Raw genomic sequence first — 22955 nt, 5'->3', positions numbered from 1 at the left:
AAAAAAGCACTTAAATTTAACAATTAAGTATTAAGTTGCCATTTATATATGAATATCTTAATTTAATCTACTAATTTAGTGGAATTAAATGATACGGATGAGATTGGCCTTGATGAATAGGTTTATGTCGTATTTAATAGCATAATGAAGGGAAATACAGATTTTTCGGAACTATCGGATGATGCACTTATCGGTTTGATGAAGTCGCACAATCAGGTGGCCTTTGTTTGTATCTATGATCGTTACTGGTCTGAGATGTATGCTTGTGCTTTTCATATTTTTCCCCACCGCGAAACTTGCGAAGATTTAATACATGATGTTTTTCTGTATCTCTGGACTTCCAGAGAGCGACTGGAAATAAAGTCACTTCGCGATTATTTATACATCGCCATAAAGAATAAATCTCTAAATAAGATTCGTTCCCAGAAACAATTGGTAGAGATAACCGAAGAGAAACATGAACACATTGTTTCTGATGCCGCATCAGACGGGCAGTTGTTGCTTAGGGAAATTGACGGTGTTTTTGAAAATGGCATATTAAGTCTGCCTGAAAAATGCCGGGAAATTCTGATCCTGAGCCGTAAGGAACATTTATCCAACAAAGAAATTGCGTCGAGACTGAACATCAGTCCGAAAACCGTAGAGAATCAGATCAATATTGGTCTTCGTAAAATGAGGCTACTGATGGGCGATTTTCTGATTTTCTATTTTATTTTATTTTTCTTTGGGTGATCTCCCCGTTTGATGTGTCTTTAGGTAAAAGCACATGACTAAAACTCTTTTTTTTAATAGACACAACTATGCATAAGCATTATAACGACTCTGACGAAGCGCGCATTAGTAAAGTTATTGATGATTTTAAAGAAAATCCTGCGGCCTGGGATGTGGAAAAAATGGGGCCTGCGCAAGAAGTAAGAAACACTGTGCTCAATAGACTGTTGAACGATATGGGTGAAAACCGAAGCCGGACAGTTCCTTTTGTCCGTACAATTCAGTTCAGGAGGATGATCGCTGCCGCCGCTTCTGTCGTTGTGGTGATGGGATTGTTGTGGTTTGGCTTTAACTATAAAAATAGCTTGCCGGAACTGGCCGACCCGTTGGCTAATATGGTAGTTGTTAAAACCAAGGAGAATGATGTGAGAAAAATCAAACTTAGTGATGGGTCGATCGTATGGCTTAATAGTAATAGTACTTTAAGTTACCCGGAAAAGTTCGGCGCTGCTAAACGACAGGTCGAGTTGATAGATGGAGAGGCTTATTTTGATATTCATCACGATACGCAGAAGCCATTTCAGGTAAAAGCGGGTAAAACCCTCACTAATGTATTAGGGACAGCCTTTAATATCAGTTCCTACTCCTGGTTAAAGGAAATTAGTGTGACTGTAAGTAGGGGTAAAGTAGCAGTAAACAACGAGGTATTGTTGCCTAATCAGCAATTGCTCTATACCAAAGCTTCGGGTAAGGTAAAGCAGAAAAAAGTATCTGCAGCAGATATAGTTTCATGGATGGAGCGTAGACTTTCGTTTAATGATGAAGATTTTAAAACCGTTGCAGCTAAACTTGAGAATAAATTTAATGTGAAAATCAGCTTTGAAAATAAGATTATCCAGGAACTTCGTTTTACGGCAAGATTTGCAGCAACAGATAACCTGAACGATATTCTTGAGGCACTTATCATAACCCAGGGGCTGAATTATCAGATAAAGGGTAATCATATTTTAATAACCAACTAAATCAAACCAACCAATCAAACTAAACCGGACCGCTTATGATGAATTAATTACTTAAAAAACGAAACCGAAATATAAATATTCCGGTTCCATGATGTCCTCAGAAATGTAACGCCAATCACCCATCTGATGATCATCCCGTGTTTCCTAAATCTAAATTTTAATTAAAAAACCACATTCAAAGGTATGAAAAAATATGCCCGCATTTTATTGCTGGTCGAAATTAGGCGCTTTAAGTTCCCGGTTTACAGTGTCTTCTTTGTTGTTGCGGCACTCTTCCTGCTGACGGTTCAGTCCGCTAAAGCTCAATCAAATAACCAGACGAAGATTGATGTTGACTTTAATAATATCCCGTTAAAACAGGCACTTGATTTTTTACAGAAAAAAAGTACCTATAACTTTGTTTATAGTGAGGAAATGTTGAGCGCTTACAAGGTTTCCTTGAACGCTAAAGGCATAACTGTACAGGCTGCTGTAGAAAAAATTCTCAGTAAAACGGCCCTCGATTGTCTGGTTAAAGACAATAAGATCATCATTCGTAAAAAGATAAGTACCAGCCCGGCAACGTCTGCTCCGAAATCTATACCTATGACTGGTATGGGGAATGCGGCGCCCACAGGCAGGCTTAAAGGACTCGTGCTCAATGCCGATGATCAACCGTTATCTGGCGTCAATGTACGGGTAAAGGGTTTTCCGGCACCGACTATACAAACTGATGCAAAAGGAGGATTTAGTATCATGCCACCTGAAGGAGCAAAATCCCTTGTTTTCAGTTATGTAGGTTATAAGAGCCGTGAGGTTAAAATAGGTTCCTCCTCTGACCTGTATGTTACCCTTGAGAAAGAGGATAAAGAGTTGGAATCTGTAGTGGTGACGGGTGTTTTTACACGCAAGGCAGAGAGTTTTACCGGATCGGCCTCTACCTTTACCCAAGAACAGTTGCGTACTGTTGGTAACCAGAACATCATCCAGAGTTTAAAAATGCTGGATCCTAGTTTTATACAGGTAGAGAATCTGCAGATGGGCTCTAACCCGAACGCATTGCCCGATCTCCAGATCAGGGGAGCGAACAGCCTTCCTGATGTAAGGGGGGAATATTCCGGCAGTCCGAATATGCCGCTTTTTATCCTGGACGGATTTGAATCGAGCCTTCAGAAGATTTACGATCTGGACATGAACAGGGTAGCTTCTGTAACGATCCTCAAAGATGCTGCAGCAAAAGCTATTTATGGATCACGAGCTGCCAATGGGGTTGTTGTAGTGGAAACTAAGCGCCCTGAAATGGGTAAGCTGAGGTTGAGTTACACCGGTGATTTTAATTTTACTACACCTGACCTAAGTAGTTATAGCCTGACCAATGCTTCAGAAAAGCTACAGGTGGAACTGGACGCAGGACGTTACAGCAGTTTTTATCAAAATAACGACCAGTTACTTAAGGAACAATATAACAATACCAATGCGGAAGTCGTGAGAGGTGTGAATACCTATTGGCTATCTCAGCCCGTACGCAATGCGGCGGGGCAGAAACATACTTTGTCACTGGAAGGTGGAGATCAGTTCCTTCGCTATGGAGCAGATTTTACTTATAATGACATCGCTGGTGTAATGAAAGAGTCTGGTCGCCGTACCATTTCTGGGAACTTATTTCTGTCATATCGTCTCAGCAATTTTCTATTCAGAAATAACTTGATGGTGACGGGAAATAACGGCTACGACTCGCCTTATGGTGCATTTTCAGCTTATTCCAAGCTCAATTCCTACTGGACGCCCTACGAAGAAAATGGTACTTTAAAGAAAGTGTTGGGACAGTTTTCTCCAATTGGCGCAGCAACAATCAATTACTTTAACCCGCTGTATGACGCTAGCCTTGGTACCAAGAATTTTTCTAAGTATACTGATATTACCAACAATTTCCAGACGGAGTGGTCACTAAATAGTGCTTTGAAGATTATTGGTCGACTGGGCTATACCCAAAAGCTAGATACCCGAGAGGATTTTTATCCCGCAAACCATACTCGTTTCGGGAATTATTCTGAAGAAGATTTTTTCAGACGCGGACAATACAGCATTACTGATGGACGGGATGGTTCGATTAAAACAGATCTTACCCTAAACTATTCTAAAACACTGGGTAAGCACCTGTTTTTTCTGAATGCAGGTTGGAATTTGTATGAAACCAAGCGTGAAACACACGGCGTAACCGCTGAAGGTTTCCTGAATGACAGAGTAGACAACATTAATTTTGCCCGTCAATATTTGCAAGATGGCAGACCTTCGGGGACTGATGCTTTAACCCGTGAAACGGGCTTACTTGCGGCGCTTAATTATTCCTATGATGAGCGCTACCTGGCTGACCTGAATTTCAGGAGACAGGGATCGAGTGTGTTTGGTGCCAACAACCGCTGGGGCAATTTCTGGTCGGTAGGTATCGGATGGAATATCCATCGTGAAGCTTTTATGGCCGATAAAGAATGGCTTGGCCAGTTAAAGTTAAGAGCATCTACCGGATATACAGGTAGTCAGAATTTCAATCCCTACCAGGCCATGGCCACTTACAATTATCTCACTGATGTGTATTACGACAATATCGTGGCTGCTAAGCTGATGGGCCTGGCTAATGATGAGTTGAAATGGCAGCAAACCCAGGATTATAACTTTGGTGTTGATGCACAGCTCTGGGGTAGAATCAACCTGAGGTTGGATTACTATATTTCAAACACAAATAATTTGCTGACTGATCTTTCACTTCCGGGATCTGTAGGTTTCAGTACCATCAAGGAAAATCTGGGTCAGGTGAGGAATAATGGTATCGATGCAGTAATGAGCGTGCGCGCATTCAACGATCAGTCGACCAATAGTTTCCTGAATATCTTCCTGAATGTCGGGATGAATAAGAACAAGTTGGTGAAAATATCCAGTTCGCTAAACAACCTAAATAATGAACTTGAAGCTGAAAGAGGCAGCTCTACCAAACCCTTTACCAGGTTCCAGGAGGGTAAATCTACTACAGCTATGTGGGCAGTACCTTCTATGGGGATCGATCCGGTTACCGGCGATGAAATTTTTAGAAAATTAAACGGGGAGTTGACCTATAAGTGGGATCCGAACGACCAGATTGCTTTTGGTGATACCAATCCGAAATTGAGAGGAAGCTTTGGTTTCAATGCGCAGTATAAGGGATGGGGACTAAACTGTGGTTTTACCTACCGGCTAGGTGGACAGTATTATAACCAGACCTTGGTAGACCGTGTGGAAAATGTTGACGTCCAGTATAATGTAGATAGCAGGGTGTTTACCGGAACCTGGAAAAATCCGGGAGATGAAGTGTTCTTTAAAAAGATCACGATTAAACCTACAAAAACTAATCCGAGTTCCAGGTTTGTGCAGGAATTTAACGAACTGCAGCTGGGTTCACTCAATGCGTCCTACGACTTCAGGAACAGTACTTTACTGAAACAGGTAGGAATGCAAAGATTAAGGGTCACGTTTTTTACCAATGAGATTGCCCGGATTTCTTCGGTTAAAGCAGAGCGCGGACTGGACTTTCCATTCGCAAGAACATACTCCTGCTCATTGCAGGCTACATTTTAATGTTTAGGATTAGAAACAGATGATATGAATACAAAAAAAATATACTTAGGGTTGACAATCCTGACGATGTCTTTCAGCTTATTGTCCTGCAATAAGTGGCTGGATGTGGAACCAAAATCGCAGGTAAGAGATACTGATCTCTTTTCAACTGAAAGTGGGTTTAAGGAGGCTTTGGCCGGTGTATACGCTTCGCTGACATATGAACCACTTTACGGGCGCGAGATGACATTTGGACTGATGGGTGTGTTGGGTTATGAATGGGACTACCAGGCTCTGGCTTACGATGCTGATAAGATTTTTGAATACCAGAACAGTCAGGTTTCATTGGGTAGGATTGATGCCATTTGGAATGGCGTATATACTGCCATTTCTAACAACAACAAATTGCTGGAATCGATTGATGCCCGTAAATCGGTATTTAGTCCCGATAATTATGAAGTAATCAAGGGGGAAGCACTGGCCTTACGCGCCTTTATGCACTTCGATCTGTTACGCATTTTCGGTGCAAGTTATGAAGAGAATCCATCGAAGATGGCCATTCCTTATTTCAAAAAATCGTCTAAGGAGATCGCGCCGCAATTGAAAGTGGCAGAAATAATTGATTTGGCTATTGCGGATTTGAATGAAGCTGCTGAACTGCTGAAACGAGATCCGCTGATTACTGGCCGAACGGTGACGACTATAGATGACAATGGGTATCTGATGAACAGACAATTACACCTGAATTATTATGCGGTGAAAGGTTTGCTGGCCAGGATTTACCTGTATAAAAAGGACCTACCTAAGGCTTTGGAAAATGCAGAAACGGTGATCAATGCCAATAAATTTCCCTGGATACAGAAGGTAAATCTGGAAATTGAAACGCGTGCCGACCTGGTCTTCTCTACAGAGCATTTGTTTGCATTAAATGTTACACGTTTAAATACCATTTACCAGAACAGCTTTACCACTACCGGTGGCAGTAATGTGTTTTATATTTCGAAGGCTAGTAGAACAGAATATTATGAAAATGCCGCAGAAGATTTCAGGTACTTGTATTGGTTTACTGAAACTAATGAAGGTAACTTCTTTCTGAAAAAATATGCGCAGCGAACTGAAGCTACCTGGCCGGTGGCTTATCGTAATAAAATGCCTATGATTAAATTGCCTGAGATGTATTTTATCGCCGCAGAAGCTTTGAAAGCTACAAATATTACAAGAGCTGCAGAGCTGATCAATACGGTTCGGACACATCGCGGACTTGCTCTTGCACCAATTGATGCAAGTAATTTTGATGCGGTATTGCTGCAGGAATTCAGGAAAGAATTTATAGGTGAAGGACAATTGTTTTTTTATCACAAGCGGAAGAATACACCGAGGATTCCAAGAGGAACCAATTACGATATCATCGCATTAAAAGGGTATAAATTACCGATTCCGGTAAGTGAGTTTAACAACGCACCAGGACGTGTAGACAATAGATAGGAGGAAGAAATATGAAATCCAAATTAATGTATATAGCCTGCTTCGCGTTTCTGCTAAGCAGCTGTGAAAAATCAAAAGAACTGCGGTATGATGCTGATTTCAGTGCATTGAACATATGGCTGGGTGCCAATCTGCAGAAACAGGACAGTCTGGTTTATAATTATGCTTTTAAATCGCTTAATGACTTTGACACAATAAAATTTAGTGTGCGGCTTACAGGGCTGCCGGTTGATCAGGATCGTGAGTTTCAACTGGAAGCTATAGGTGGTGAAACTGAAAGAGTGAAGCCAGGTGTTCATTATGAATTTCCGAAATACGTACTTAAAGCCAATACTTACGAGGGAGTTTTTCCGATCTACATCAAAAGATCTACTGATTTTAGACAAAGGCAGGCCAGGATCATTTTTGCGCTGAAGGAGAATGGGCTATTCAAAAAAGGTATTGTTGAAAAATCTGATTTGATCGTAATCCTGAAAGAAGAGTTCTCTAAACCAGCGAACTGGGATGCGGATACCTTTCCGTACAAAAATTTGTCAACTTTTTTTGGCACCTATAGCAATGTGAAGTTCCAGTTTATCACTACTGTGATTGGCCGGATACCCGTTTTTAAAGTAAGAAGTGATACCAAACCTCCTGTACCTCCTGACGAAGTGAGTTATACACAGGCGGAATACTGGCAGAAGCGTTGTAAGACGGAGCTGGCGATATATAATGCGGCGCATACTAAACCACTGGTAACAGAAAATGAAGAATCCATTACATTTCCATAAACATACAAAATTATGAATGGCAAGAAAATTTTAAACTTCCTGATCCTGCTTAGTGGGATAATCCTCTTGGCTTCCTGTGCTAAGGACAAAGGGAACTATGACTATAAAACGCTGAACCCGGTGACGATTGACATTGAAAATGTAGCGATATCTTATGGATTAGAGCGTTTTGATATCCTGGAGATTAGCCCTAAGGTAATGTACAAAGGTGAAAAAGTCGATCCTGTTAAATCGCAGTTTTCGGAACTAAAGTTTAGCTGGGAAATGTATCCAGCTGCAGGTGTCCAGGGAATTACCGAAAGGTATATACTTTCTGATTCCATTGCGCTTAAAGCAGAGATGAGTCAGCGTGAGCTCTCCTGGGAGGTATTGTTTACAGTTACTAATACCACTACCGGGATAAAAGCTTTTTCAAAATTTGATGTGAAAATTACTCCTTCCCTCGCAGAAGGCTGGATGGTTCTTTATGAGCGGGATGGCAAAACTGATGTAGGTTTAATCGCTAATAATGAGATTTCCAAAGCTCAGCTGAAAAAAGAAAAACTATTCCTGGATATATATAGCGCTTCCAATGGCACACCTTTGCCAGGTACACCAGGTTCACTTATTTTTTCTTCAGCGAACCTCAGTGCTAAGCGGTTGTATGTACAAAGCAGTCAGGAAATAGCTATGGTAGTCTCAGGTACCTTTCAAAAAGTATTTGACTACAACCAAAGTTTGTTCTGGAGTAAACCAGCTAGTACAGCTCCTATATTGATCAAAGCAACAGAAGGGCGCAAAGAGTTCCTTATCAATAATAATAAGGTGCATATGATAGATTATACAGCATTGGTTCAAGGTGAACGTGCTTTTGGCGATGCCCTTGGTGGGACTTATGGAACGCTTGCGCCCTGGATGTCTACCTCTACACTTGGAGCTCCTTTTGATGCTATTTTTTACGATCAGACCAATAAAAAGTTTATGAAGCTGATTACACGGGGATCTGAAATTGTTCCGATAAGTACCACACAGGCTGTGACTGCTCCATTTGACGTGAATAATGTAGGTATGGAATTGCTGATGGGCGATATGGGCTGGAACAATTTAGAGTATCTTGTGATGAAGGATAACGCAAATAAACACTGGTTGTTGACCGCCAATTTTAGAGGTGGTGAAATTCCAAACATAGGAAAAGCCAAATATGATATGAGCATTTGCCCTGAAGTAGCAAATATCAACTCGGTTACTGCTGGGTATTTAGGGGAGATATTTTACTATAGTGCCAATAACCATTTGTACCAGTTTAAATACCTTCAGAATACTGTTGGACAATTGTGGACGGCGCCTGCGGGTGAAACCATTACCAATATTGCACTGCAAAAATATTATTACACAAATCATGCGCCTGGCATACCTTTCGACCCAAAGAATCCTTGCAAGGTTTTATACATCGCTACTTATAATGAAAGTAAAAAGGTTGGGACTGTTTATCAGGTTGAGGTAAATCAGACAGAAGGCAGTTTAGTTCCGGGAACACAAAAAGAATATACAGGTTTTGGCAAAATCAAAGCGATGGCCTGGAAACCACTTATTTAAATAAAACAATGAAAAAGACCACATTAACAATAACATTGCTGGGCGCCTTTTTTGCCCTGCATGCACAGAATTATACCATTAAAGGGAATTTAGTGGGACAAGGAAACGAAAAAATCATCGTAAAAGGCATTGAGGGAGCCATAACGGTTGAGGCTAAAAACGATGTTTTTGAACTGACCGGCCCTGCTGGAGAGGAACCATTTGTAACTTCGGTAAGTACGGGCATTGACCGTAACCTTTATCTTGGAGGTGGAAAAACAGGGATGTACCAGCCTCCTTTACCACTTGAAATTGTACTGACCAAAGGGGCGAAGCTAACCATTACAGGTGCTGCACTGGATCTTAACCTGGCTTCTGTAACCGGTGATGCCTTTAACGATAGCTTTACACAGTTTCGTAAAGCTGAAGAGCCTTTAATAAAACAAATGGCTGCTTTGCAAAAGCAGATGGTTGAATCGAGGATTATGGGGGTTAAAGATGCGATGGCTGAGATTGCTCCGAAAATGCTGGAGAACAGAAAGGCCATTTCGGCATCAAGAAAAAAATTCATTAAGGAACATCCGGAAGCTTTTGCAAGTGTTTATTATTTGTCAATGACCGCAAGGGACTATAACACTGCCGAATTGGAGGCCGCGTATAATGGTTTGGCATCAACATACAAAAATACCCGTTATGCGAAAGGTATTGTTGCTAAAATTGAATCCGTAAAGATCATTCAGGCTGGTGGTCCTGCACCAGATTTTACGAAGCCAGGTGTAGATGGCAAGCCGGTAAGTTTATCACAGTTTAGAGGAAAATATGTGTTGCTGGATTTCTGGGGTAGCTGGTGTGCTCCCTGCCGTGCTGCGAATCCTCATTTGAAGGAACTTTATACTACGTATTCGGCAAAAGGATTTGAAATTTTGGGTATTGCAAGTGAGAAAGTTAGCGGGCAGACACAGGCGGAGAAAGTATGGAAAGAAGCGATAGAAAAAGATGGACTGACCTGGACAAATGTTTTGAATAATGAAGTGTCTATGAAACAGGATCTGGTTCAATTGTATGGCATTGAAGCTTATCCAACTCAGATTTTACTGGATAAAGAGGGTAAAATTGTAGCGCGTTGGACTGGTGCGGCGGGTAAACAACTAGATGATAAATTAAAGGCTATTTTTAACAATTAGGATGCTGGGAATATTGAAGAATAAGGCGATGTACGCATTGCTGGCAGGACTGATCTCATGTGGTTATGCGTCCGCTTCTGCTCAAGTGAATAAAGGCATAGCCATTAAAGGCAAGGTTAGCTTTTTGAATCCGGAAACATTTAAAAAGTACAACATGGTATGGTTGTATAAAGGGATAGGGAAGGATAAAAGAGCTGTAGATTCTGTAAAGGTTAATGCTGATGGTACTTTTAGTTTAAACGTAAAATCAACGGTGTCAGGTTTATATCAATTGGATATTTTAAAGTGGCAAACAGCTAGTTTTTGGTCAGATAATGATGTAGATATTACTGCACGGGGATATGATACTGCAAGAACCAAAACTAAGAATTCTGGTTTTGTGGTGATCGATAGTAAGTCACCACGCACACAATTGATCAATACAGCCCTGTATCAGAAGTTTCTGGCCGATAAGGAAATGGACTTACTGAGTGCTGAAATGCTGACTGCCAGAAATTACATGAAAAAAGACACTTCCTGGTTTACTTATTTGAGAACGAATGGACTGATCAGACAAAAGGCAGATTTCGAAAACTTAAGGCTTAAACAGCTCATTAAAGCCAATCCAAACAATCCTGCTGCGGTATACTTGTTGAGTCTGCTTTCGACAGATAAAGAACCCGAATTTTTCTCGGCGGAGCTTTCAAAGCTGTTAGATCAATATCCACAGCTTGAAGAAGCTAAACAGCTCAAAAAAGAGTTCCTTGCACAAAATGCCATTAAAAATGCATTGAAAAAGGGGAGTGTAATTCCTCATATTGCATATAATGATCCGTCAGGGAAGGCTGTAGATATCAATTCTTTTAAAGGAAAGTATTTGTTAGTCGATTTCTGGGCAAGCTGGTGCGGTCCATGCCGAAAAGCTATACCGGAAATTAAAGAATTGTACAGCAAATATAAGGATAGTGGTCTTGAAGTATTGAGCGTTTCTGTAGATACTGATAATGCAGCTTGGAGAAAAGCGATGTCTGAAGAAAATATGCCATGGCCACAAGTGCTGAGTCCTGATAAGAACAAAACGATGGCCAGTTTTATGATCATTGGGATTCCAACACTTTACCTGATAGACAGGGAAGGGAAAATTGTTGAAAAGTATACGGGTTTCAGTGCTAAGTTAAAAACACAGCTCGAAGAAGCCTTCAAACAGAAAATATAGAATTTAAATAGAAATGGCGTCCTTTTGAATAGAGGACGCCATTTTTTTATGATCCAATCAATGAACCGAATTCGTCCCGGCAGAACAGTGCCTTTGTTTCTCCTATACTTATTTTGTTTTGCATTTGAAGGTTACGCACAACAATCCTTTGATGCGAAAGATATAGAAGCGGTTACATCTGCAGTTATTAAAAAAGCTTATCCCGCATGTGTGCGCTTGTGGGGATTTGATACCGTTAAGAAAGTACAAAATAGTGCTCAGTTTACCGGAGTTGTAGTAACAGCTGAAGGACATATTCTTACCGCCGCTCATGCGATAGCACCTGGTAAAATTTACCTGGTTAATTTTCCTGATGGCAGAAGGGGACTTGCTGAAGGAAAGGGTAGGATTTCGTCCGAAAGTCAGGGCAGACCTGATATGGGTTTGGTTAAAATAATAGATAAGGGAATATGGCCATATGCAGAAATGGGCTGGTCTTCGTCTATAAAGACAAATGCTATGTGTGTGAGTATTGCCTATCCCACAACCCTCAGCCAGAAATTACCTTCGGTACGATTCGGCCGCATTAGCCGGATGACTGATTTTTGGGGCTTTATGGTATCTACTTGTGCAATGGAACCCGGGGATTCCGGCGGTCCATTGTTCGATGAACTGGGACGTGTTATAGCACTCCACAGTCGCATTGATGTGGATGAAAAGATTAATTACGAGATTCCAGTTGATTTGTACCGAAAATACTGGACTGCGCTGAATGTAGCTGAGGATTATAAAGAGCTGCCTTTAAACAAAGATACTTTTGGACCGGATCCACAGAAAACCGCAATTAGACCAATTGCTGAACTGGAAAATATAGAAAGACAGTTTAATAAATCGGCATTTTATTTTAATGGTAGCTGTTTGCAGATCAGTAGTAGTTTAGATGGAAAACCACAGCAGGTATATGGAACAGTTCTGTCATTGAATACTAAAGTCCCCAATCCTAAATTCAAAACTGGAAGTTTTTTAGTAAGTAAAAGTTCATTGGTGGGAGACCGTATTTTTATCGATCAGGGCACAGGAAAAACGTTTAATGCGATAGTTGTATCCAGGGATAAAGAAAATGATCTGGTGCTTTTGTATGTTACTTCAAAGCTGAAGACGGGTATCAGGTTAAAATCTTTAGCTGATAGCTTATCTATCAAATTCAATGACCTTGGGAAATTTTTGCTCAGTACTTTACCAGGGCAAGACAATAAAATTGGTGTCTTAGGTAGTAGCTATTTTGATTTGGATAAAAAGTTTAGCTCTGGATATTTTGGTGCTTCAGCTACTTTTATAAATAAACAAATTGTGCTGACACGCATTGCGCCTAGGAGTCCGGCGGAAGCAGCTGGATTGATGTTGCAGGACGTGATTACCGGAATTAATGGGATCTCTATATCTCTTCCACCTGAATATGGCACAGAGATTATGAAATATGAGCCTGGTGATACCATCAGTATCCAGGGGTTAAGGAATGGTGTCCCTTACAGTTTATTGGTAAACCTTACTTTAATGCCCTCGACAGGAAACCATCCCGCAGATCATTTTGCAGGCGGGAAGAGTAAAAGAAGGGATGGCTTTAAAGCCGTCTTTACACACGATTCTGTGCTTAAACCCGAAGAATGTGGTGGACCTGTTTTTGATTTGGATGGAAAGTTTTATGGTATAAATATCGCAAGATTCAGCAGAACATCCTGTTTAGTGATATCGCCTAAAACGATCTATGACTTTGTGCTCAAGAGTTTGTGAAAAACAAGAAATAGTTAACCCGAGGATGATTCACATAATAATGTCTCTAGCAAAAAGCCACCCTTTTTGTCAGAAGCACGAAGTACGTGAGATCATACTCGGATTAACTTTATATTTTACAATCTGCCAGACTATTTTCTGCTTGTTTCAGTCGCTGTTGCATTTCGGCGATGGCGATGTTGCTTTGTCTTTTTAGTTCAGGTATTAATTCCTGATAATAAGTAATGCCTTGCAGAAGCTGTTCTTTAAATTTTATAAAATACTTTGCTTTTTTTGCACTTAGCTCATTCAGTTGGTTGGAAATATCTTTCTTTAAATAATCAATGTATAGATTTAATTCATTGATAAACAGGTTCGGACGATCTATGCTGCCTAGGAGGTCAACCCGGCCGTAAATATGGCTTACCATTTCTTTTAAGCTGTATTTTCCAGAAAAGTAGGCGAGGTTAGGGCCTGGACAAATGCTGACAGCTTTATTCTCTTTAGGCTTTAGCATATCATTTTTTAGGTAGGCAGAAGCACATAAACCTTCACACAAACATATTTTTTCTGTAATTGCTTCAAACTGTTGCTGATAGGCAGATTCAGAAAGTTCTTGCGCTTTCAGTTGCTTAATCTTTTGGTGCTGATATGCTCTGGATGCTGTGCAAATAGGTAACGCGGTAAACTCCGTATTGGTACACAAAAATTTCTTCGTACAGGGGCTACCTGGTCTACCTTTTTCTATTCGTTCCCGTCGTTGCTGCTCTATGCTGCTGTTTTTAAAGTTATTAAAAAGTACACCAAGCGGAGATGAGTTACTGATATAGAAATCATCCTGCTCTGCATTTACGAGATTGTTTAAGGTAACATCATCAACATTTGTAGCTTCTGGAACCAGTAAAAACGGACTTCCCCAACCTGCAGCGTCGAGTTGATAATGATTGATTAAAAACTGATGCTCATCGGCTGTGCCAATGCCACCTTGTGCGGTAATTCGTTGAACAGGATTAATTTCTGGGCTTATGCCTTTTGTGGTAAGTGCCGCATGATAAATAGAATGTAGTTCCAGGTATAATTCAGTCCGCTTTTCTTTAAACTCTTCCAGGATTGGTCCCAATAAAAAACCTTCGGTTGCAAAAGCGTGTCCACCACAGTTTAAACCGGATTCAACTCTGAATTCGGAGACCCACAATCCTTTTTTGGCCAGCATTTTAGCCTGTATCGTTGCTGATCGGAAATCACTTACTTTAAGGATGATGCTTTTGCTGATCTGGCCTGCTGGATCAGGATAAAACGCTGCGCATTTTTCCATGTAGGTATAGAGCCTCGGGTTTAATCCGGCAGAAATGATTACAGCCGAATTCACCTCGCTATTGGCAAAGCCACGCATGGCGGCAAGGGCATCCGTATAATCATCGCCAAGATATTCATCATCTGTATTGTAATTGGCTTTGTCTACTTTAGACATGATATTTACATCGATCGCACCGGGTTTGATGGCTGATTTAAGGGCGTTTTCTGCTGATTTTTTCTGTTCTACATCAGTCATTTCCAGCATTGACGTAAACATTTTTTTTAGGGAAGAAGTATCAGGCAAAAGGTCAAAATATCTACTTAAATCACTTCCTGCTTCAAAAACACCTTGCTTTAGTATTTCGAATTGTTGATTAACCAGATTGTTCAGTAAATTTAAGTAAGCTGTGATCCTTAAAGCACGACTATCTTCCGTTTTTTTCTCAATGGGGATGTATTTTTTATTGTTCTTTTCCGAATGGAATTTTCGCATACGTTCGGTAAGTTCATCATCAACAATAGAAACGACGGAAGAAATCCCATATTTAGCAACTTTTAAAGGGGTGTCTATTGAATAGCCCAGGCCCAGCACTGGAATATGAAAGGTATGGTTCATGAAATTTATGTATGATTTAGATCACAAAGTAGCGTACTATTTTTAGCTTAAAATATGATATGAGTCACTTTTTAATATGATTTACGTGATAAGTTGATGATTGATAAAATTTATATATTTGTGAAAACAAGGTTATGGAGCAAGTCAGGTTATTAGAGGCAATTATTGAAACGGCTATTGATGGTATAATCACTATCGACAGACGAGGAAATATTGAAAGCCTTAATCCTGCCGCACTCAAACTTTTTGGTTATACGCTGGATGATGTAAAGGGCCGAAACATTAAAATGTTGATGCCTGAGCCGGATCAAAGTGGGCATGATGGCTATTTAAATAGGTATCAGACTACAGGTGAAAAGCGTATTATTGGTAAGGGTAGAGAGGTTCGTGGCCTAAGAAAAGATGGGAGTACGTTTCCTTTTAGATTAGCGGTGAGTGAAGTACAGTACGATGACCGTATCATTTACACTGGGTTTATACATGATCTTTCTAAAGAAAAAGAAGCTGAAGAACGTTTACGGGAGTATGCTGCCGAGCTGGAAGAATTGGTAGAAGAACGTACTAAATCTTTAAGAAAAACTGTAAGAGCTTTAAGCGAGGCTAAAGAAGAAGTGAGTTTATCCTTAGAGAAGGAAAAGGAACTTAACCAAATGAAAAGCAGGTTTGTATCTATGGCTTCGCATGAGTTTAGAACCCCGCTAAGTTCAGTTCAACTTTCTTCCTCATTAATTGAAAAATATGCCCAGCCTTATGATAATAAAAATATCACGAAGCATGTTGGCAAGATTAAAAATGCGGTAGGTAATTTAACGACCATTTTAAATGATTTCCTTTCGTTGGAACGATTGGAAGCTGGAATAGTTGAGCCTACTTTTGCGGCATTTGATTTGGTAAAACTATCTGAAGAGGTAACCGAAGAAATGCAGATGATTGCCAAGCAGGAACAGCATATCATTTATCAGCATACTGGCTTGGAAAGTATCGCAAAGCTAGATCAGAATCTGATCAGGAATTGCATGATCAACTTGATTTCTAATTCTATTAAATACTCGGGTGAACATACATTTATTGAGTTTAATACGGAGATTAATGATAACCAATACATCATCACTATAAAAGACAATGGGATAGGAATTCCTGATACTGATCAGAAGCATTTGTTTCAGCCATTTTTTAGAGCCAACAATACCGGAAACATTCCGGGTACTGGGCTAGGACTGAATATTGTGCTCCGATATGCTACTTTGATGAATGGAACGCTCCATTTTGAAAGTGTGATTAACAAAGAGACTACCTTTAAACTATCTTTTAATAAATAGATATAGATGAAGAAGACGCGTATACTGATTATAGAAGATAACGAGGACATTAGAGAAAGCACTGCTGAAATACTGGAACTGGCAAATTATGAAGTATTGCAAGCTCATAATGGAAAAGTAGGCGTTGAATTGGCATCTGCACATTTTCCTGATCTGATACTTTGCGATATTATGATGCCAGAACTGGATGGTTATGGCGTTTTATACCTTTTAAATAAAAACCCTAAAACTGCAGCAACACCTTTTATTTTTCTTACCGCAAAGGCAGAACGCTTTGATATGCGGAAAGGGATGGAGATGGGAGCGGATGACTACCTGACTAAACCTTTTGATGATGTTGAATTATTAAATGCCATTGAAAGTAGATTAAATAAGAAAGATAAGCAGGAGATTTTTTATAGTCAGTCGTTGGATAGGCTCAGTAACCTGATTAGTACTACGTCTGGTATTGCCGAACTGGAGAAAATGATCGCTGACCGAAAGGTAAGAAATATTAAAAAAGGGCAGGTTGTTTATTATGAGGGCGATGATGTTGTAGGCATTTACCTGGTGTTGGCTGGGAAGATTAAGACGGTGAAGATGAGCATGGACGGTCGAGAGTTTTTGACTGGTATTTATTCGATGGATGAGTATTTTGGAATCCCTTCACTAATTAGTCATGAGCCTTACAGTGAGACCGCTGAAGCATTGGAGGATGCTACGGTATGTTTGTTGCCTAAGGATGTGGTGGAGGAATTGCTCAATAAATATCCAGATGTAACCAGGCAGTTTATCCATATGCTTTCTAATAATCTGTTGGAAAGAGAAGAGCAATTGTTGCAACTCGCTTACCATTCGGTTAGGAAACGTATGGCCGATGTGTTGGTTAGATTGTGCAGACAGGAGAAGCAAGCTGCCGAGCTGAACTTGAAAATCTCAAGAGATAACCTTGCCGCCATGGCAGGTATGGCTACCGAAACGGTAAGCCGAATACTGAGTGACTTTAGAGATGAAGGTATTTTGGATAAGAAAGGTAATCAGATCGTTGTATTGGACGAGCTACGATTACAACATATGAAAAACTGACGAAGATCATTTTTTGTACTGACTGAAATCATTCCCTGAAAGGGATCGCAGTGTTAAATTTGATTATTAATAATCAATTTGAATGAAAGTAGTCGCTTACAGCATAAAGAAATTTGAGAAAGAACCCCTGGCAATCGCCAATCATAAGAAGCATGAAATTACCCTGATTTCTAATGTGCTAAGTACCGATACTGTAAGTTATGCTACAGGAAAGGAAGCTGTAATTGTATTTGAAGATGATGATGTATCAGCCGATGTAATTAATAAACTGGCTGATATGGGAGTGAAATACATTGCAACCCGATCTACTTCATCTGATCATATTGATCGGACAACTGCAACAGCGAGAGCGATAAGAATTGCAAATGTTCCTTCATTAGCTTTAGCAGGTCTTACAGCGGCCGAATTACCAATGGCCCTTGCTGAAGAAACTATTTTAAATCTGGACAAATGGCAGCAGAAAAAATGCCTGGGCTTAGCCTGTGTTTGTTCAAGATCTTGCGACCAAGTAAACCATTCTACTTTAAATAACCACAATTCTCATTCTCATGAACACAACCACGCTGACTGAAAAGTATCACGTAGCGGCACCACGCTATACGAGCTATCCAACTGTTCCTTATTGGGACGAGGAGGGTTTTGATGCCAAGAAATGGAGTAAAGCAGTAGTTAATGCATTTAATGAAAGTAATCTTGATGAAGGTATTAGTTTGTACGTTCACTTGCCTTTTTGTGAGGATTTATGTACCTATTGTGGTTGTAATACTCGGATTACTAAAAACCACAATGTAGAAAAACCTTATATAGATGCTTTGCTTAAAGAATGGCAGCTTTATCTGGGGCTTTTTAAAAGCAAGCCGCTGATCAAAGAATTACATCTTGGTGGTGGTACCCCAACATTTTTCAGTCCGCGTAACCTGGACTTCCTAATTAGAGGGCTCTTAGAAAATGCCCAATTGCATAAAGATGCTGAGTTCAGCTTTGAAGCTCATCCAGGAAATACAACTGAGGCCCATCTTTTTACACTGAGTAGATTAGGCTTTAAAAGATTAAGTCTAGGTATTCAGGACTTCGATCCTAAGGTTCAATTGGCCATCAACAGGGTACAAACCGTTGAACAGGTTGATGATATTACGCAATTGGCACGTCAAAATGGTTATCATTCTGTGAATTACGATTTGATTTACGGACTGCCAAACCAAACACGTTCGGGGCTTTGCGAAACCATAGAAGAGGTGTTGCAGTTAAGACCAGATCGTATTGCTTTTTATAGTTATGCCCATGTACCATGGATTAAACCTGGACAACGTAGATATACAGAGGCTGATCTTCCTTCGTCAGAATCGAAACAAGAGCTGTATAACATAGGTCGGAAACTACTGAAAGAAGGTGGATATGTGGAAATTGGTATGGATCACTTTACTTTGAGTACTGACAGCCTTTACGAGGCTGAGCAGACAGGAACGCTTCACCGCAACTTTATGGGCTACACACACCAATACAGCAAATTGATGATTGGTTTAGGCGTTTCCTCAATTAGTGATACCTGGAATGCATTTGCACAAAATGTAAAAACAGTAGAAACCTATATGGAAATGGTAAACAACGGAGAATTTCCTCTACTTAAAGGTCATATTTTAAATGAAACGGATTTATTGATCCGTAAGCATATTCTAAATATCATGTGCAAAGGACGTACTTCCTGGACTGTATTGGATGCTGAAAATGATGCTTTCGCAGAAGGCTTGAATAGGATGCGATGGCTTGCTCAGGATGGATTGGTGTTCATGTCGGCCCATGAATTGCAGGTAACAGCTTTCGGTAAACGATTCCTTCGAAATATATGCATGACGTTAGATGTGCGTTTGTGGGAGAAGCAATCAGAAACACAACAGTTCAGTCTGGCTGATTAACGAATTTTTAATACTTCTTTTTATAAATCTAAATTAGGCCCGCAAATTTTTGTTCTCAAATTCCTTATCTCATTGGCTGGTCTCTGACCGGCCAGTTTGATTTTAGGTTATTTACAAATGCTTGTGCCTGCTGCTGAACTAGCAGGGCTTAAATAGGGGATATCCAGCGCTAGACCTCTCAGTATAAACCATACGCCAATAAAAAGCATCAGATAGGGGACAACACGGTTAATTTTTCTCCGTAGCATCGCTCCGGTAAAGCCTAGGCCAAGCGTAGCAATAAACATCAAAGGCAAGGTACCTAGCCCAAACCAAAACATATAAGTCACTGATCCTTGAACGCTTTCCGTGTTTAATGCAGCAGCAAGGGCTAAGTACACAAAACCACAAGGTAAAAAGCCATTGATAAAACCTATAATCAGGTGATTGGCTTTATGCTTTAAAGCATAATTAAACATGCGGTTAAATGGGGCCAATATAAAAGATGGATTGCTGTTTAAAAAGCTTAGCTTAAACAACCTGGAGCAGGCCGCCATCACAATTAAAATACCACTTAGAATACTGATCCCCTGTTGAAAGCCAGCCAGCCAAATTTGTTTGCCTATTAGTCCTATCACAATTCCCAATAGACAATAAGCGATAATACGCCCAAGTTGATAGATCAGTTTGTCGGCCACCAGAAAGAACCAACCTTGTTTTAATGATGGAACGGCAAACGCAAGTGGGCCACACATGCCAATGCAGTGTACACTCCCTAAGAGTCCAATCATAAAGGCTAGCTTTTCTGCACTCATGGTATGATAAGCTCTTGTTCGTTTAAATAAGCCTTTCCCTCAGTTGTCCAGGATATGATCAATCGCCATTGTCCTTTTTCTATTCCTTTTAAGGGTATTCTTACTTCCTTAGCTGAATCTGTTTGTATGGAAATCTTTTTGTCCATTCTTTGGTCAGCATTCCGTACTAGTTTTATATCTCCTTCAGCTTTATTTTTAAATAGTAGGACGATATGATCAGCTGCAATTCTTATAGAAGGAGCAGCATTGTCGGATTTTACCTGCTCTTTACGGTTATAGTCTTTATCATAGTCTAAACCTTTTTCGTAATAGTCAGTATCCACCAGTGCATCTGGTTTACTATTGATCATCAATACGGCGAGCACAATAATAAAGCTCATAAAGCAAAGCATCCCAATTATTAGTTTTGTTCCCCAGTTCATTTTTTAATTGTTAGGTGGTGCAATAAATGTTGTTTCAAAGTGGTCTACAACTTTGCCATCTGCTACTAGTTTAAAGCCAACTTCTGACTTGTAGGTATTGATCTCATTTTGTGGAAGTATCACAAAGAAAGTAAGTTTTGCCGCCCCGCCATAGACAATAGAATCCGGTTTTTGGATGTATTGTATCTTTGCTTTTGGATTGTTGGGGACAATTTCAAATTTGATATTTCTGTTTGTCTTATTAATCAATTCTGCGTTGTATAAGTTGCTGACTGTTTCGTCTTTATCTCTCAATTGATATAGTGTTCCGCTAGCTCTCAAAATGGTTGTTTTTACATCGCTTCGTGTAATCAATAAGTAAGACAGTACGCTTATTAGCATCACTAAGACTACTGCGTAACCGTAAATACGTTTATTGATATGGAAAGGTTGTTTAGTTTTGATTTCGTCTTCAGATTTAAAGCCAATAAGCCTTGTTGGACGGTCAATCTTTTCCATCACCATATCGCAGGCGTCAATGCAAGCTGTACAGTTTACACATTCCATTTGTGTACCATTGCGAATGTCGATACCGGTAGGACAAACATCTACGCATAGTTTGCAATCGATGCAGTCCCCCGCAAGATTTTCCTGGCCTTTAACGCGTTTTGCCCTGGGTTCGCCACGTTCATAATCATAAGCAACAATAATGCTTTGGTTGTCTAATAAAACACCTTGTAGGCGCCCGTATGGACAAACTACGGTGCACACCAACTCGCGCATTTTAGAGAACACAAGGTAAAAGACAAATGTGAAAACGGAAATGGATAGAAATCCGGATAGGTGCATGGATACCGGTTCGGTGATGATCTTTCTCAGCGCTTCAGTTCCAATAATGTAGCCAAGGAAAATATTGGCGATGAAAAAGGATAAGCAAAGGTAAATGCCATGCTTTAGCGTCTTTTTAAAGATCTTTTGACCGGTCATTGGGCCATCATCCAGCTTTTTTCTTTTTAGATGGTCTCCTTCAATCCAGATTTCAATTTTGCGGAAAACCATTTCCAAAAATATGGTCTGTGGGCAGGCCCATCCGCAAAATACCCTGCCAAATACAACCGTAAATAGCACTACGAACACTATAAAAGTGAGTAGTGCCAATACAAAAAGATAAAAATCCTGCGGCCAGAAAACGATTCCTAAGAAAACAAATTTTCTTTCCAAAACATTTAAGAGTACCAATTGCTCACCATTTAGTTTGATAAAAGGAGCTGCAAATAATAGCGTTAAAAAGAAATAGCTAAGGACAGATCGATACTTGTATAGTGTTCCTTTTACTATCCTTGGATAAATCCATTTGCGGCTTTTTCCATCATCCGTTAGGGTTGAAATCTGGTCTCTAAAATGTTTCGGGCTTTGCGACATATTATTCTTTTTTCCCCTGAGGGGCTTTAGCTCCCGGAGGGTTACTTCCTTTGATTGACATAATGTAACTGGTGATGTCAGAAATCTGTTTTGTATTCATCGATTTCTCCCATGCAATCATCCCTTTTTCAGGAACGCCATATTTAATGGTCTTAAAGATGTCTTTTACAGTTCCACCATGTAGCCAGTAATCGTCAGTTAAGTTTGGTCCAACTGCACCTTCAGCATGTTCACCATGACAAGGTGAACATACGTTTTTAAATAGGGCAGCTCCGGCTTGTAATACCGCTTTATCTGTTGATGCTTCAACGTTGTTCTCGTTGATTTTGTTGGCGCCACCACCGCCTGGCTTTTGTAACAAGGCAATGCGGTCTTCTTCTGCTTGCTGTAGTTCTGCTGCATACTCTTGTTCTTGAGATTTGCCCCAACCGATAACATGGTAGTTGATCATATAGCCTGCCGCAAACATTATCGTCCCATAGAAGAGCACCATAAACCAGGCAGGCGTGGGGTTGTCCAGTTCAGCAATGCCATCAAACTCATGTTCCATAACCAGATCTTTCTCTTCAGAAAGCGGTCTAAGGCCCAATAGCCAATTCCATAAGGACTTTTTCTCCGGTTGCTCTGTCTCCAGTTTTTCCTGTGCTAAGCGGTGTATTGCTCTTTCTTCTTCAGTAGCGAAGTAGGTAGGATTTAGGCTTTGCTGGACGTAGATTTTGAGTGTTTTCAAAACCAATAATGCAGCTATTAATATAGTTACTGCAACAAACAGTAAGGCCCAGATTAAGATATCATTCATTGTACATCATCTTTTAAAGGGAGTTCGCTCATATATTTAACTTCTTCTTTTTTCATGGTGAGTAATAGTATGGCCACCAATATGAAAAAGAGC

18 protein-coding genes are annotated in these 22955 nt (G+C 40.2%); 13 read left to right on the top strand and 5 right to left on the bottom strand.

Annotated features, from left to right (window positions below; translation table 11 throughout):
- Window positions 1-144: 144 nt before the first annotated feature.
- The 9 genes from EZ444_RS09510 to EZ444_RS09470 all read left to right on the top strand — a co-directional run bounded on the left by EZ444_RS09510 (window position 145) and on the right by EZ444_RS09470 (window position 13258).
- Entirely contained in the window at window positions 145-732 is a 588-nt protein-coding gene (locus EZ444_RS09510) for an RNA polymerase sigma-70 factor (protein WP_131608497.1), read from the top strand.
- Between the two features lie 68 nt (window positions 733-800).
- On the top strand, window positions 801-1733 hold the full coding sequence (locus tag EZ444_RS09505) for a FecR family protein (RefSeq protein WP_131608496.1): 933 nt from the start codon (window positions 801-803) through the stop codon (window positions 1731-1733).
- A 183-nt stretch (window positions 1734-1916) separates the two neighbouring features.
- Complete coding sequence (locus tag EZ444_RS09500; protein ID WP_131608495.1) at window positions 1917-5321, top strand: SusC/RagA family TonB-linked outer membrane protein; 3405 nt, start codon at window positions 1917-1919, stop codon at window positions 5319-5321.
- A gap of 24 nt (window positions 5322-5345) precedes the next feature.
- Window positions 5346-6785 (top strand): RagB/SusD family nutrient uptake outer membrane protein, encoded by a 1440-nt coding sequence (locus tag EZ444_RS09495; protein ID WP_131608494.1) that lies wholly within the window; start codon window positions 5346-5348, stop codon window positions 6783-6785.
- Between the two features lie 11 nt (window positions 6786-6796).
- A complete protein-coding gene (locus EZ444_RS09490; protein ID WP_131608493.1) occupies window positions 6797-7555 on the top strand; it encodes a DUF4843 domain-containing protein in 759 nt (252 codons plus the stop codon).
- Between the two features lie 12 nt (window positions 7556-7567).
- A complete protein-coding gene (locus EZ444_RS09485; RefSeq protein WP_131608492.1) occupies window positions 7568-9130 on the top strand; it encodes a PKD-like family lipoprotein in 1563 nt (520 codons plus the stop codon).
- A gap of 8 nt (window positions 9131-9138) precedes the next feature.
- Window positions 9139-10293 carry a peroxiredoxin family protein gene (locus tag EZ444_RS09480; RefSeq protein WP_131608491.1) on the top strand — a complete coding sequence of 385 codons (1155 nt, stop codon included), beginning with the start codon at window positions 9139-9141 and terminating at the stop codon, window positions 10291-10293.
- 1 nt (window position 10294) lies between these two features.
- Window positions 10295-11488: a TlpA family protein disulfide reductase gene (locus EZ444_RS09475; protein ID WP_131608490.1), complete on the top strand. Its 1194-nt coding sequence runs from the start codon at window positions 10295-10297 to the stop codon at window positions 11486-11488.
- Between the two features lie 60 nt (window positions 11489-11548).
- A complete protein-coding gene (locus EZ444_RS09470; protein WP_165503573.1) occupies window positions 11549-13258 on the top strand; it encodes a trypsin-like peptidase domain-containing protein in 1710 nt (569 codons plus the stop codon).
- A gap of 109 nt (window positions 13259-13367) precedes the next feature.
- Here EZ444_RS09470 and EZ444_RS09465 read toward each other — a convergent pair whose 3' ends face one another.
- Complete coding sequence (locus EZ444_RS09465; RefSeq protein ID WP_131608488.1) at window positions 13368-15149, bottom strand: hypothetical protein; 1782 nt, start codon at window positions 15147-15149, stop codon at window positions 13368-13370.
- 134 nt (window positions 15150-15283) lie between these two features.
- Here EZ444_RS09465 and EZ444_RS09460 point away from each other — a divergent pair, with 134 nt between their 5' ends.
- The 4 genes from EZ444_RS09460 (at window position 15284) to hemN (ending at window position 19446) form a co-directional block, all read left to right on the top strand.
- The gene (locus tag EZ444_RS09460; protein WP_131608487.1) at window positions 15284-16468 is read left to right on the top strand and encodes a PAS domain-containing sensor histidine kinase; all 1185 of its coding nucleotides are present in this window, start codon (window positions 15284-15286) and stop codon (window positions 16466-16468) included.
- 6 nt (window positions 16469-16474) lie between these two features.
- Window positions 16475-17533 (top strand): response regulator, encoded by a 1059-nt coding sequence (locus EZ444_RS09455; protein WP_131608486.1) that lies wholly within the window; start codon window positions 16475-16477, stop codon window positions 17531-17533.
- Window positions 17534-17615: 82 nt separating this feature from the next.
- Window positions 17616-18104 carry a Rossmann-fold NAD(P)-binding domain-containing protein gene (locus EZ444_RS09450; protein WP_131608485.1) on the top strand — a complete coding sequence of 163 codons (489 nt, stop codon included), beginning with the start codon at window positions 17616-17618 and terminating at the stop codon, window positions 18102-18104.
- Entirely contained in the window at window positions 18082-19446 is a 1365-nt protein-coding gene (gene hemN / locus EZ444_RS09445; RefSeq protein WP_131608484.1) for an oxygen-independent coproporphyrinogen III oxidase, read from the top strand. The genes EZ444_RS09450 and hemN overlap by 23 nt, the downstream gene beginning before the upstream one ends.
- Window positions 19447-19553: 107 nt before the next feature.
- On the opposite strand, the gene EZ444_RS09440 is transcribed toward hemN, so the two are convergent.
- Genes EZ444_RS09440 through EZ444_RS09425 form a run of 4 tightly spaced genes read right to left on the bottom strand, consistent with a single transcriptional unit; the run spans window position 19554 to window position 22862 of the window.
- Window positions 19554-20240: a sulfite exporter TauE/SafE family protein gene (locus EZ444_RS09440; RefSeq protein ID WP_131608483.1), complete on the bottom strand. Its 687-nt coding sequence runs from the start codon at window positions 20238-20240 to the stop codon at window positions 19554-19556.
- Window positions 20237-20662 carry a FixH family protein gene (locus EZ444_RS09435; RefSeq protein ID WP_131608482.1) on the bottom strand — a complete coding sequence of 142 codons (426 nt, stop codon included), beginning with the start codon at window positions 20660-20662 and terminating at the stop codon, window positions 20237-20239. Before EZ444_RS09435 ends, EZ444_RS09440 begins: the two co-directional genes overlap by 4 nt.
- A 3-nt stretch (window positions 20663-20665) precedes the next feature.
- Window positions 20666-22063 (bottom strand): cytochrome c oxidase accessory protein CcoG, encoded by a 1398-nt coding sequence (ccoG, locus tag EZ444_RS09430; protein ID WP_131608481.1) that lies wholly within the window; start codon window positions 22061-22063, stop codon window positions 20666-20668.
- A gap of 1 nt (window position 22064) precedes the next feature.
- Window positions 22065-22862 carry a cbb3-type cytochrome c oxidase N-terminal domain-containing protein gene (locus EZ444_RS09425; protein ID WP_131608480.1) on the bottom strand — a complete coding sequence of 266 codons (798 nt, stop codon included), beginning with the start codon at window positions 22860-22862 and terminating at the stop codon, window positions 22065-22067.
- Window positions 22863-22955 lie beyond the last annotated feature (93 nt).

Source organism: Pedobacter hiemivivus (assembly GCF_004331685.1).
Taxonomy (GTDB): Bacteria; Bacteroidota; Bacteroidia; order Sphingobacteriales; family Sphingobacteriaceae; genus Pedobacter; species Pedobacter hiemivivus.
The sequence above is the reverse complement of the archived record's forward strand: the minus strand, read 5'-3'. Positions and strand labels throughout refer to the sequence as shown.